Source organism: Citrobacter sp. wls619, assembly GCF_005281345.1.
Classification (GTDB): Bacteria; Pseudomonadota; Gammaproteobacteria; order Enterobacterales; family Enterobacteriaceae; genus Citrobacter.
Genome location: NZ_SZXJ01000081.1, coordinates 8,051 through 20,231, shown reverse-complemented (window position 1 = coordinate 20,231; position 12,181 = coordinate 8,051). Strand labels below are relative to the sequence as shown.

The 12,181-nt window shown below is 53.3% G+C and carries 10 protein-coding genes and 2 pseudogenes; 3 read left to right on the top strand and 9 right to left on the bottom strand.

From position 1 onward, the window contains the following. Positions 1-216: 216 nt before the first annotated feature. Both FDX19_RS16250 and FDX19_RS16245 read right to left on the bottom strand, forming a co-directional pair. On the bottom strand, positions 217-894 hold the full coding sequence (locus FDX19_RS16250; RefSeq protein ID WP_061067608.1) for an isochorismatase family protein: 678 nt from the start codon (positions 892-894) through the stop codon (positions 217-219). A 16-nt stretch (positions 895-910) separates the two neighbouring features. Beyond that, positions 911-1,771: a pirin family protein gene (locus tag FDX19_RS16245; RefSeq protein ID WP_137383507.1), complete on the bottom strand. Its 861-nt coding sequence runs from the start codon at positions 1,769-1,771 to the stop codon at positions 911-913. 108 nt (positions 1,772-1,879) lie between these two features. Here FDX19_RS16245 and FDX19_RS16240 point away from each other — a divergent pair, with 108 nt between their 5' ends. Continuing rightward, complete coding sequence (locus FDX19_RS16240; RefSeq protein WP_137383506.1) at positions 1,880-2,791, top strand: LysR family transcriptional regulator; 912 nt, start codon at positions 1,880-1,882, stop codon at positions 2,789-2,791. A gap of 78 nt (positions 2,792-2,869) precedes the next feature. Here the strand turns inward: FDX19_RS16240 and infA are convergent, their stop codons facing one another. The 7 genes and pseudogenes from infA to trxB all read right to left on the bottom strand — a co-directional run bounded on the left by infA (position 2,870) and on the right by trxB (position 8,695). Continuing rightward, positions 2,870-3,088: a translation initiation factor IF-1 gene (gene infA, locus FDX19_RS16235; protein WP_002211347.1), complete on the bottom strand. Its 219-nt coding sequence runs from the start codon at positions 3,086-3,088 to the stop codon at positions 2,870-2,872. Continuing rightward, a pseudogene (locus FDX19_RS25505) lies at positions 3,016-3,186 on the bottom strand (hypothetical protein); the annotation flags it as partial. The pseudogene FDX19_RS25505 and the gene infA, both read right to left, overlap by 73 nt. Before the next feature lie 113 nt (positions 3,187-3,299). Then, a pseudogene (locus tag FDX19_RS25500) lies at positions 3,300-3,374 on the bottom strand (hypothetical protein); the annotation flags it as partial. Further along, complete coding sequence (aat, locus tag FDX19_RS16225) at positions 3,375-4,079, bottom strand: leucyl/phenylalanyl-tRNA--protein transferase (RefSeq protein ID WP_137383505.1); 705 nt, start codon at positions 4,077-4,079, stop codon at positions 3,375-3,377. A gap of 44 nt (positions 4,080-4,123) precedes the next feature. Next, positions 4,124-5,845 (bottom strand): cysteine/glutathione ABC transporter ATP-binding protein/permease CydC, encoded by a 1,722-nt coding sequence (gene cydC / locus FDX19_RS16220; protein ID WP_137383504.1) that lies wholly within the window; start codon positions 5,843-5,845, stop codon positions 4,124-4,126. After that, the gene (gene cydD, locus FDX19_RS16215; protein ID WP_137383503.1) at positions 5,846-7,612 is read right to left on the bottom strand and encodes a cysteine/glutathione ABC transporter permease/ATP-binding protein CydD; all 1,767 of its coding nucleotides are present in this window, start codon (positions 7,610-7,612) and stop codon (positions 5,846-5,848) included. 114 nt (positions 7,613-7,726) lie between these two features. After that, positions 7,727-8,695, bottom strand: coding sequence for a thioredoxin-disulfide reductase (gene trxB, locus FDX19_RS16210; RefSeq protein ID WP_005123580.1), 969 nt, complete (start codon positions 8,693-8,695; stop codon positions 7,727-7,729). Positions 8,696-9,312: 617 nt separating this feature from the next. On the opposite strand from trxB, the gene lrp reads away from it, so the two are divergent. Together lrp and FDX19_RS16200 are read left to right on the top strand one after the other, a co-directional pair. Next, positions 9,313-9,807 (top strand): leucine-responsive transcriptional regulator Lrp, encoded by a 495-nt coding sequence (gene lrp / locus FDX19_RS16205; RefSeq protein ID WP_000228473.1) that lies wholly within the window; start codon positions 9,313-9,315, stop codon positions 9,805-9,807. A 134-nt stretch (positions 9,808-9,941) separates the two neighbouring features. Continuing rightward, on the top strand, positions 9,942-12,181 hold a 2,240-nt coding region (locus FDX19_RS16200), incomplete at its 3' end, for a DNA translocase FtsK 4TM domain-containing protein (RefSeq protein ID WP_170974390.1).

Genomic DNA, 12,181 nt, shown 5'->3' with positions numbered 1-12,181 from the left:
AACCCCGAATACGTTGCCGTATACACACTTTCCAGGCGTGCTCCTTCAGCCACTCGGACACCTCACCATATTGTATTGCTGCCTGACCACATGGGGGGCAACGGGGCGCTACTATAGGGAGTTGCGCTAAAACGGTCAAGCAGAATTTACATGTTCATATTCGTTTGGTTACGCAATGTACATATTCCCCCACCCGGACAGGCGTGGGGGAGAGGATTAGCGCTGAGAGTCCAGTTTTTCACCGTTGGTGACGACTTCCTGGGCTTTGCTGTAGCTCTCAATCAGCAGCTGATATGCCGGGAATACTTTCGTGTACACTTCTGCCCACTCTGCGGCATCTTCACGGTTCCATGTACCCTGCAGTTCAGAAGCAACGGCGGCGGTATCCATCGGTACTACGCCTGCCTGAACGACACGTGCCAGGGTAATTTCCTGCGCCATTTTACTGTAGGTGCCGGAAGCATCGATAACTGCGAACACTTTGTAACCTTCCGCGACCGCACTAATGGCTGGGAAAGCCATGCAAACACTGGTTATGGTACCGGCGATAATCAGCGTCTTACGACCGGTCGCTTTCACGGCTTTTACAAAATCTTCGTTATCCCAGGCGTTGATTTCACCTTTACGCGCCACGTATTGAGCATGAGGCGCATTGGCGTGGATCTCAGGGATCAACGGGCCGTTCGGTCCCTGCGGTACTGATGCGGTGGTAATCACCGGCATCTTCGCCAGAGAGGCCATTTTAGCCAGCGCGGCAGCACGTGCACGCAGTTCAGGCATTGGCATATCACCTACGGTCTGGAAAAGTCCGCTCTGGTGATCGATAAGCAGCATAACGGAATCATTTACATCGATGACCGGGCGTGAACCATTAAAGTTTGCAGGACTGGACATAGTATTCTCCTTTGATTCAGATTTGGCCAAAGCGGCCGGAGTTAAAATCGCGTACGGCTTCAGCGATTTCTTGTTTCGTGTTCATGACAAACGGACCGTAACCCACAATCGGCTCATTCAACGGTTCGCCTGACAACAGCAAGACGCTGGCATCGCTACTGGCTTCAATATGCAATGTTTTACCCTGCTGGCTTAACACCACCAGCTGTGCCTCGCTGACGGGTGTGGTGCCGTTTACGGTGATATTGCCTTTCAGTACGACCAGCGCGGTGCTCCATCCTTCCGGCTGAGACAGCGTGAGCTGATGATTACGCTGCAGACGCATATCCCAGACATTCAGCGGCGAGAAGGTATGTGCCGGACCTTTTGTCTCCTGATAGCTGCCCGCAATGACACGGAGAGTGCCGGCGTCATCTGGCAGCGCGACAGTAGGGATAACATCACTACTAATGCCCTGATATCCGGGTACCGCCATTTTGTCTTTCGCTGGTAGGTTGACCCAAAGTTGCACCATTTCCAGCTCGCCCCCCTTCCGGGTAAATTCCGGCGAATGGAATTCTTCGTGTAAAATGCCTGCACCTGCAGTCATCCACTGCACGTCGCCTGGGCCGATAATCCCACCGCGGCCGGTTGAGTCACGATGTTCAACTTCACCGCTGTAAACGATGGTCACCGTTTCGAAACCACGGTGAGGGTGTTCACCCACGCCACGTTTTTCATTACCTGGGGTGAAGGTATGTGGCCCGGCGTAATCCAGCAGCAGGAACGGACTTAACTGTTCAGCATGAGACTGGTAAGAGAACATCGAGCGAACCGGGAATCCATCGCCAACCCAGTGTGGGCGAGGTGCGGTGTAGACGCCTGTTACTTGTTTCATATGTGTCTCCTCAGTGGCGTTATCTTGATGTGAATAAGCTTATATTCATGACAGAGAACTGAGTAGTAGCTAAAATGGCCTTCACCGTCTCATAAATAGGACAATAGGATGACTAATCCGGATCTCAATGATTTCGCGTGGTTTGTTCACGTCGTTGAAGAAGGAGGATTCGCTGCGGCTGGTCGGGCGCTCGATGAACCGAAATCAAAACTGAGCCGCCGAATTGCACAACTGGAGGAGAGGCTGGGGGTTCGGTTGATTCAGCGAACCACCCGGCAGTTTAATGTTACAGAAGTTGGGCAAACGTTCTACGAACACTGTAAGGCTATGTTGGTGGAAGCGCAGGCAGCGCAGGATGCCATTGCTGCGTTGCAGGTAGAGCCGCGAGGTATTGTGAAGCTGACCTGTCCGGTCACTTTACTGCACGTGCATGTCGGCTCCATGCTCGCCCGTTTTATGGCACGTTATCCCGATGTATCCGTACAGCTTGAGGCTACAAATCGTCGGGTTGACGTAGTAGGTGAAGGCCTTGATGTTGCGATTCGCGTCAGACCCCGTCCTTTTGAGGATAGCGATCTGGTTATGCGTGTACTTGCAGACAGGGGGCATCGCCTATATGCCAGCCCGCGATTGATCGAGCAGATGGGCGCTTTACATGCACCAGCAGAGCTGACCCGATGGCCTGGTCTGAGCCTGGCCACGGGTAAGCATGTGCATCGCTGGGAATTATTTGGCCCACAGGGTGCGCGTGCAGAGGTGCATTTCACACCGCGTATGATCACCACCGATATGCTGGCTTTACGCGAAGCGGCAGTGGCAGGTGTAGGGGTCGTTCAGCTCCCGCAATTGATGGTAAAAGAGCAAATAGCGGCGGGCGAGCTGGTGGCATTACTGGATGGTTGGGAACCAAAGCGAGAGATCATTCACGCGGTCTTTCCATCGCGCAGGGGGTTATTGCCGTCGGTTCGTGCATTGGTGGATTTCCTCACGGAAGAATATGCACGAATGATCGAGGATTAAATACGTAATATCAGTCCACAAAAAAGGCCGGTTAAACCGACCTTTTATTATCTGGACGCCATTCGGGCGTTAAAACAATCAGCGACTACGGAAGACAATGCGGCCTTTGCTCAGGTCGTACGGGGTTAGTTCAACAGTCACTTTGTCGCCCGTCAGGATGCGGATATAGTTTTTACGCATTTTACCGGAGATGTGTGCAGTAACCACGTGACCGTTTTCTAACTCTACGCGGAACATGGTATTAGGTAACGTATCGAGAACGGTACCCTGCATTTCAATATTGTCTTCTTTGGCCATCTAATCCTCTGGGGTATCACTACCGTAATTTGAACCGGCAAGATAATGCCGAAGTTCTTTTAATAAGTAAAGATTTGTGCGTTTAAAACGCAGCAAATCGGGTTTGGCGCATTACTCTAACCGCACACAACAAAGCCGCACTAAAAGCGCAACGTGTAAGGGAACGATGAGATAAACGATAGGCGTTGCCTGACGCGAACTGTTCCTTAACGGCGGCGGGGTAATGGGCTAAACCGACTCTGCGGCACCAATTATAACACCCCGACAAAAAATGTGCCGAAAACATTCACTCCTGAGGCGAAAATAACGTCCTGGGCACCCAGAAGTGGCTCGGTAGGCGCTGCTGGCGTAGCCTGCTTAAATGTTCAAGGTAGTCCCTGCGCGGAGTCTCAATGGCTCCCAGCGATTCTGTATGGGTATTTAACACCTGGCAATCGATTAATTTTCCGCCCTGACGGATAAATTCGGCGCAAAAAACAAGCAGTGCGGTTTTGGAGGCATTTTCCTGGCGACTGAACATCGATTCACCGCAGAAAAGGGTACCTTGCGCAACGCCGTACATCCCGCCGACTAATTCATTTTGCCGCCATACTTCAATAGAGTGCGCGTGTCCAAGTTCATGCAGTCGATGATAGGCATCCACGACATCATGCGTTATCCAGGTGCCTTCTTCCCGGTCGTTTGCACATCCTTCAATGACCTGACCAAACGCGTAATTGAGCGTCACGCGATAAGGCGAATTTTTATGAAAGCGCTTCATGCTGCGACTTACGTGAAATTTATCAGGCCAAAGAATGGCGCGTGGGTCGGGCGACCACCAGAGGATAGGGTCGCCAGGGGAAAACCACGGGAAAATACCGCGTTGGTAGGCCATTAGCAGGCGGGCAGGGCTGAGATCGCCCCCCAGCGCCAACAAACCGTTAGGCTCGCGTAAAGCGCCTTCCGGTGAGGGGAAGGCGATAGAATGGCGGGACAGTTGCACCAGGCGCATGACAGCGAAACTCCACTACGCGAGTCGGATCGTTCAATAATAGCTTACAGACGTTGCTTAAACTGGTAATAACGCCCCTGCCTGGCTAACAGATCTGCGTGATTACCTTGCTCAATTATGTGTCCGTTGTCCATCACTATTATTTGATTAAATCGCGACAGTCCGCGCAGGCGATGTGTGACCATGAGTACGGTTTTATTGCGCATCACATCGTTAATCAGTTCAAGCATTTGGCTTTCCGTTGTCGCATCCAGACCTTCAGTAGGTTCATCCAGAAGCATCAGCGGCGCATCATGCAGCAAGGCTCGCGCGATAGCCAAACGGCGTAGCTCTCCGCCTGAAAGCTGACGACCGCCTTCACCCAGCCAGGCATTGAGCCCGTCACCTTCAAGTAGTTTTTCCAGACCGACACGGCACAGCATCCCGGATAGCGCTTCATCGCTGGCGTGTGGCGCAGCCAGCAGCAGGTTATCGCGCAATGTCGCACTGAACAGATGCACTCGCTGTGGTACGACGCTGATGCATTGGCGCAAAGCGGCTTCGCTCAGCGTTGAAATCGGACGATCGTTAATCAGGATTTCGCCGCGTTGTGGATCCCATGCACGGGTCAATAATTGCAGTAACGTTGATTTCCCACAGCCTGTCCGACCCAGAATCGCAATGTGTTCACCGGGTTTAGCGAGCAAAGAAAGGGTGTCCAGCGCTTTTTGTGTTTGCCCAGGATAGCTGAAAGACACCTCACGCAATGTCAGAGTAATCTTTTCTGAAACAGTAGCTTCCGTATCCGGGAAGGTGACTTCCGGTTGTTGTTCTGTCAGTTCGGTAATACGTAGCGCTGAAGCAATCACCTGACCGAGATGCTGAAATGCGCCGGTAACAGGGGCCAGCGCTTCGAAAGCGGCTAATGCGCAGAACACAAACAACGCTATTAGTGCGCCAGGTTGTGTGTTTCCGCCTACGCCACCTGAAGCCATCCATAACATCATCACCACAGCCAGAGCGCCAATCAGCAGCATGACAGCCTGAGACAAGGCCGTTAATTCGGACTGACGACGCTGGGCTTCATGCCATTGCAGCTCGGTGGCTTCCATTTGAGCTCGGTAGCGTTCACTGGCGCCAAAAATGGTCAGCTCAGCCTGACCCTGTAACCAGGAGGTCAACTGCTGACGATATTGCCCGCGCAGATGCGTCAGGTTCTGCCCGGTGCTTTTACCCGCCTGGTAAAACAACGGAGGCAAGATAAACAGAGTCAGCAGCATAATGCCGCCAAGAGTGATAGCGAGCGTGAGATCGAGAACGCTCAATCCTAGCGTGACCACCACAATAACGACAAACGCGCCAACCAGCGGAGAGAGCACGCGTAAATAGAGATGATCGAGCGTGTCGACATCCGCCACAACGCGGTTGAGCAGTTCGCCCTGACCGTATCGGGCGAGTCCGGCAGGGGAGAGCGGCAGCAATTTGCTGAAGGTGTAAATACGCAAATGCTGCAATACACGAAACGTCGCGTCGTGACTGACCAGTCGTTCGAAATAACGACCTGCGGTTCGGGTAATTGCCGCCCCGCGAACGCCAGCTGCCGGGAGCATGTAGTTAAAACTGTAGATCCCGGTGACACCGACAACGGCGGAAGCAGACAGGAACCAGCCTGAAAGCGTCAGCAAACCAATGCTTGCCAATAATGTGACGATCGCCAGAACGATCCCCAGTGTTAACATCCATTTATGACGTTTATACAGCGTCAGATAAGGTAGCAAAGCGCGCATTTAGATGTCCTCCTGACGATGAGCCAGTAATGTCGTAAAAGCCCCGTTGGCTGCGCTAAGTTGCGCATAGGTACCTTGTTCGACAATCTGACCGTCTTGCATGACCCAGATAGCGTCCCAGTCGGCAAGATCTTCCAGCTGGTGCGTAACCATCAGTGTGCTCTGGCGGCACGATGCCGCATTCAACGCCTGCATCACACGTTGTTCGCTGTGTGCATCCAGACTGGCTGCGGGTTCGTCGAGCAGCAGTAGCTGACACGGGTTGAGTAAGGCGCGGGCAACGGCAACACGCTGCGCTTGCCCGACAGAAAGTCGACCAGCCTGGTCGCCCACAGGGGTATCCACACCCTGAGGAAGCAGCGGTAAAAATTCACTGACCCAGGCGCTATCGAGCGCGGCCTGTAGCTGTTCTTCGCTGGCATCAGGGCATGCCAGCAGCACATTTTCGCGCAATGTCGCTGCCGGAAGCTGCGGGTTTTGTCCAACCCAGGACAGCTGTTTGCGCCAGCAATCAGGCGACAGGTCGCGCAGCTCAAAGCCGTTAATCCGTAGCGATCCCTGATAAGAGAGAAAACCGGACAGGACATTCAGCAACGAGCTCTTACCGGAACCACTACGCCCAACCAGCACCGCGCGCTGGCCTGCGGGTAGGGAGAAGTTAAGCGGACCAGCAAGGACTTTGCCTTCGGGTGAGGTGATGATCAGATCTTCGGCTTCAATGGAAACCGCGTCTTTGGTCGCCAGCTCAATATCGCCACGCTCAGGATGCGCGAGCGGGGTTTCCATGAACGTTTTCAGACTGTCGGCAGCACCTACCGCTTGCGCCTTGGCATGGTAAAACGTCCCCAGATCGCGCAGCGGCTGGAAAAATTCCGGAGCCAGAATCAGCGCCAGGAAACCTGCCGCCAGCGTGACGCCGGTTCCGTAGTGGCCGAAATCAAGCTCGCCAAGATAAGAAAAACCGAAGTACACGGCGACCAGGGCAATGGAGAGCGAAGTGAAAAACTCCAGCACGCCCGAAGAGAGAAATGCCAGGCGAAGCACTTCCATCGTGCGCTGACGGAAATCCTGCGATGCAGCCCGGATGCTTTCCGTCTCCGCTTCGCCGCGACCAAAAATTCTCAGTGTTTCCATGCCGCGCAAGCGATCGAGGAAGTGACCGCTGAGTCGGGCAAGTGCCTGAAAGTTACGCCGGTTGGCATCGGCAGCGCCCATACCGACCATCGCCATAAACAGAGGGATCAGTGGGGCGGTTCCCAGCAGGATAAGGGCTGCAACCCAGTTTGACGGGAAAACGGCAGCCACAATCAATAACGGGACGCATACCGCAAGCGCCATTTGCGGCAAATAACGCGCATAGTAGTCATGCATATCGTCAATCTGTTCCAGAATCAGCGTGGCCCAGCTTCCGGCAGGCTTCCCCTGTATCCATGCTGGCCCCGCCTGTTGCAGACGGTCCAGAACCTGACGACGAATCTCAAAACGAATATGTTGGCCCGCATGAAACCCTATTCGCTCACGTAACCAGACAACCCACGCCCGCAGGATAAAAATCAAGACCAGCACGACGAAAGGGAACAGCAGCGCTTCACGGGGAATATTTTCCATGATCATGTGCTGCAGAATCCGAGCCATGAGCCAGGCCTGAGCGACAATTAACAGGCCGCTTACGAACCCCAACAGGCGTGAAATATTCAGCCAGCGTTGAGAAATGACACTTTGCTGTTTTAACCAGCGGGTAAGCTCTTTTTGACGGGTTTTATTCATTGCACGCTTAGCAGGTGAGTTATTGGAATTTTTGGGCAGGACAATGTTACAACGGGGCAAAAATAAAGGCGACTTATAGTCGCCTTTTTTACTTTTGTTACTGATTTGTAAAAACTATTTGCAGGCGTCCGCCAGACCGTCGAGATAACGTTCAGCGTCCAGGGCGGCCATACAACCAGTGCCAGCTGAGGTAATCGCCTGACGATAAATATGGTCCATCACGTCACCGGCAGCGAACACACCAGGAATGCTGGTTTGTGTCGCATTGCCGTGAATACCGGACTGAACTTTGATATAGCCGTTTTCCAGTTCAAGTTGACCATCAAAAATAGCCGTGTTCGGGCTGTGGCCGATGGCGACAAACAATCCGGCGACGTCGAGAGATTCAACGTTGTCAGTATTTTGCGTATCGCGCAGGCGCAATCCGGTGACACCCATTTGATCGCCAGTCACTTCTTCCAGTGTGCGATGCGTGTGCAGCACGATGTTGCCGTTTTCAACTTTGTCCATCAAACGTTTGATGAGGATTTTCTCAGCACGGAAACTGTCGCGGCGGTGAATCAAGTGAACTTCGGAGGCGATATTCGCCAGGTACAACGCTTCTTCCACCGCGGTGTTGCCGCCGCCGATCACCGCAACTTTTTGGTTACGATAGAAGAAACCGTCGCAGGTTGCGCAGGCGGAGACGCCGCGGCCTTTAAAGGCTTCTTCTGAAGGTAAGCCCAGATAGCGCGCTGAAGCGCCAGTGGCGATGATCAATGCGTCACAGGTGTACTCGCCGCTGTCTCCGGTGAGACGGAAAGGGCGGTTTTGCAGATCAACCTTGCTGATGTGATCGAAGATGATCTCCGTCTCAAATTTCGTTGCGTGCTCGTGCATGCGCTCCATCAGCAGCGGGCCAGTGAGATCGTTTGGATCGCCAGGCCAGTTCTCCACTTCTGTTGTGGTGGTCAGCTGACCGCCTTTTTCCATACCGGTAATCAGCACCGGCTGCAGGTTTGCGCGCGCAGCGTAGACGGCGGCGGTATAGCCCGCAGGGCCTGAACCCAGAATAAGAAGTTTACTGTGTTTGGTCGTGCCCATGAGATCCCCATAGTTGTTGGTAGGCAATGGGCAGGATTGTAGGGAATTTGCAGACGTAAAAAAAGAGTATGGCGATTTTGTTAACAATATGTGTAATAGCGGAAACCGATGATGGGCAAAATTGAGGGTAACGCGCTTCTTAATTTATTCGAGTTGGGGGGGCGCGTGAAGCCAACGCACAGGCGACGTGAACTATGACGGGGGTATAATGATTTCTACTTAAAATCGGTCAGTTATAAGGTGATAAAATGACGATTTTCCATCACTCCCAATGAATAACTGGCATGTTGTACTAAAAATCGATGTTTTGCTTTGACAATCACCTGCTGTTTTGCGAAAACATTCAAGGAAGAAAAAAACTGTGTCATGTATATGCTGCATAATCATGCATGTAGATACCATGTTTACCGGGTTAGTGAAATCTACGCATGGTGTGGACAGATGCCATTCGTGATGTCGATAGCCGCCGACAGGCAACGGTCTTCTCACCATAAACCCAGGCATTGCGCACCGTAAATCCCTCTGGGTTGCGGTTTATTGTGATGGGTAGCGACTCTGAACAGTGATGTTAGTAGAGTCAGGCAGGAGTAGGGAAGGAATACAGAGAGACAATAATAATGGTAGATAGTAAGAAGCGCCCTGGCAAAGATCTCGACCGTATCGATCGTAACATTCTTAATGAGTTGCAAAAGGATGGGCGTATTTCTAACGTCGAGCTTTCAAAACGAGTGGGACTTTCTCCAACGCCCTGCCTTGAGCGTGTGCGTCGGTTGGAAAGACAGGGTTTTATTCAGGGCTATACAGCGCTGTTGAACCCGCATTATCTGGATGCATCACTTCTGGTTTTTGTTGAGATTACTCTGAATCGTGGCGCCCCGGATGTGTTTGAGCAATTTAACACTGCAGTACAAAAACTTGAAGAAATTCAAGAGTGTCATTTGGTTTCCGGTGATTTCGACTATCTGCTGAAAACACGCGTACCGGATATGTCGGCATACCGTAAGCTGCTGGGGGAAACCCTGCTGCGTCTGCCTGGCGTGAATGACACACGTACTTACGTGGTAATGGAAGAAGTCAAACAGAGCAATCGTCTGGTAATTAAGACGCGCTAACACGGAACAGGTGCAAAATCGACGCAGTTTGATTACACTCCTGTTAATCCATACAGCAACAGTGCCGGGGTAACCCGGTGCTGTTGTCCGTTTTAGCATCGGGCAGGAAAAGCCTGAAACCTGGAGAGCCGTTTTTGAGCCAGGAATACACTGAAGACAAAGACGTCACATTGACGAAGTTAAGCAGCGGGCGCCGACTTCTGGAAGCGTTGCTGATTCTTATTGCCCTTTTTGCCGTCTGGTTGATGGCTGCCTTACTCAGCTTTAACCCTTCGGACCCCAGTTGGTCGCAAACCGCATGGCACGAACCTATCCATAATCTGGGCGGAATACCCGGAGCATGGCTGGCGGACACGCTGTTCTTCATTTTTGGTGTCATGGCCTACACCATTCCCGTTATCATTGTCGGCGGCTGCTGGTTTGCCTGGCGACATCAGGCCAGCGACGAATACGTCGATTACTTCGCCGTATCACTGCGTATTATTGGCGTTCTGGCGCTGATCCTCACCTCTTGCGGGCTTGCCGCAATCAATGCCGATGACATCTGGTATTTTGCCTCTGGCGGCGTTATTGGCAGCCTGCTCAGTACTACGCTGCAACCCTTGTTGCACAGCAGTGGCGGTACGCTTGCGCTGTTATGTATATGGGCTGCGGGTTTAACGCTGTTTACTGGCTGGTCATGGGTGAGCATTGCCGAGAAACTGGGTGGCTGGTTACTGAATATCCTGACATTTGCCAGCAATCGTACTCGTCGCGATGATACCTGGGTCGATGACGAAGAATATGAAGATGATGAAGAGTCTGTCGACGCCGTTGATGGCACCCCACATGAATCCCGACGGGCACGTATTCTGCGCGGAGCGTTAGCGCGCCGTAAACGGCTGGCAGAGAAGTTTACCAATCCACTTGGGCGTCACACTGATGCCGCGCTGTTCTCCGGCAAGCGCATGGATGATGAGGATGAAATTGAATACAGCGCGCGTGGCGTTGTAGCCGATCCTGACGATGTGTTGTTCTCTGGCAACCGTGCCACATTGCCTGAATACGATGAATTCGACCCGCTATTAAACGGCCATTCAGTGACTGAGCCGGTCACTGCGGCAGAGGCCGCCACTGCCACTGCGGCAACTCAGGCCTGGAGTGCGCCAGTCGACCCGCTGTTGCAACCTGCGCCAGTACCGGGAACCGTTTTAGAGCAACCTACTCCCGCTGTGGCATGGCAATCCGCACCGGCTCCGCAAACCGGTGAAGCGGTTATCGCGCCAGCGCCGGAAGGTTACCCACAGCCCGTTCAGTACGCGCAGCCTCCGGTTCAGCCTTATGAACCCTGGCAGCAACCAGCCCCGGTTGAACCGCAGATGCCATATTCTGTACCGCCAGTTGCCGAAGCTGGCTATGAACAGCCGACGATGCCGCAACCGGCAATGCCGTGGCAAGCACCTGAGCCGGTGGTGGAACACGCCTGGCAACCAGAACCGGTTTACCAGCAGAGTGCGCCGCTTGAACCGCAGCCTGTCTATCAGCAAGACACTGTGCAGCAACAACCTGTGGTACATCAGCAGCCCGTGGTGGAACAGCCGCCGGTTACCGAGCCTGAACCTGTCGTTGAAGAGGTGAAGCCAGCGCGTCCACCGCTCTACTATTTTGAAGAAGTGGAAGAAAAACGTGCGCGTGAGCGTGAGCAGCTAGCTGCCTGGTATCAGCCGATTCCAGAACCCGTACAAGAGCCTGAGCGGGTGAAACCCGTTGCACCGTCTATGCCCGTGGCATCCATACCTCCCGTTGAGTCTGTGGCTGCCGCAGCGCCGCTGGCTGCTGGGGTGAAAAACGCTGCATTGGGTGCCGGTGCAGCCGTTGCCGCACCGGTATTTAGTCTTGCAGGGAGCGGTGCGCCGCGTCCGCAGGTGAAAGAGGGAATTGGCCCGCAACTGCCGCGTCCTAATCGTGTGCGTGTCCCGACACGCCGGGAGTTGGCTTCATATGGCATTAAGTTGCCGTCACAACGTATGGCGGAAGAGAAAGCGCGCGAAGAGCAGCTTGATACGGATGCGCAATACAGTGACGATGAAATTGATGCCATGCAGCAGGATGAACTGGCGCGTCAGTTTGCCCAGTCGCAGCAGCATCGCTATGGTGAAGAGTATCAGGATGACACAGCGCATGATGATGACGAAGATTCAGCTGCAGAAGCTGAACTGGCGCGTCAATTCGCTTCTTCCCAACAGCAACGTTATTCCGGCGCACAGCCTGCCGGGGCGAATCCATTCTCGCTTGATGATTTTGAATTCTCACCAATGAAAGCGTTAGTGGATGAGGGTCCGCATGAGCCGCTGTTTACCCCCAGCGTGATGCCGGAACCTGCGCCACAGTATCA

Bases quoted from the DNA above. Each gene is read 5' to 3' on its own strand.
- lrp (WP_000228473.1), top strand. From the start codon at position 9,313: ATGGTAGATAGTAAGAAGCGCCCTGGCAAAGATCTCGACCGTATCGAT.
- aat (WP_137383505.1), bottom strand. From the start codon at position 4,079: ATGCGCCTGGTGCAACTGTCCCGCCATTCTATCGCCTTCCCCTCACCG.
- infA (WP_002211347.1), bottom strand. From the start codon at position 3,088: ATGGCCAAAGAAGACAATATTGAAATGCAGGGTACCGTTCTCGATACG.
- cydC (WP_137383504.1), bottom strand. From the start codon at position 5,845: ATGCGCGCTTTGCTACCTTATCTGACGCTGTATAAACGTCATAAATGG.
- FDX19_RS16240 (WP_137383506.1), top strand. From the start codon at position 1,880: ATGACTAATCCGGATCTCAATGATTTCGCGTGGTTTGTTCACGTCGTT.
- cydD (WP_137383503.1), bottom strand. From the start codon at position 7,612: ATGAATAAAACCCGTCAAAAAGAGCTTACCCGCTGGTTAAAACAGCAA.
- FDX19_RS16245 (WP_137383507.1), bottom strand. From the start codon at position 1,771: ATGAAACAAGTAACAGGCGTCTACACCGCACCTCGCCCACACTGGGTT.
- trxB (WP_005123580.1), bottom strand. From the start codon at position 8,695: ATGGGCACGACCAAACACAGTAAACTTCTTATTCTGGGTTCAGGCCCT.
- FDX19_RS16250 (WP_061067608.1), bottom strand. From the start codon at position 894: ATGTCCAGTCCTGCAAACTTTAATGGTTCACGCCCGGTCATCGATGTA.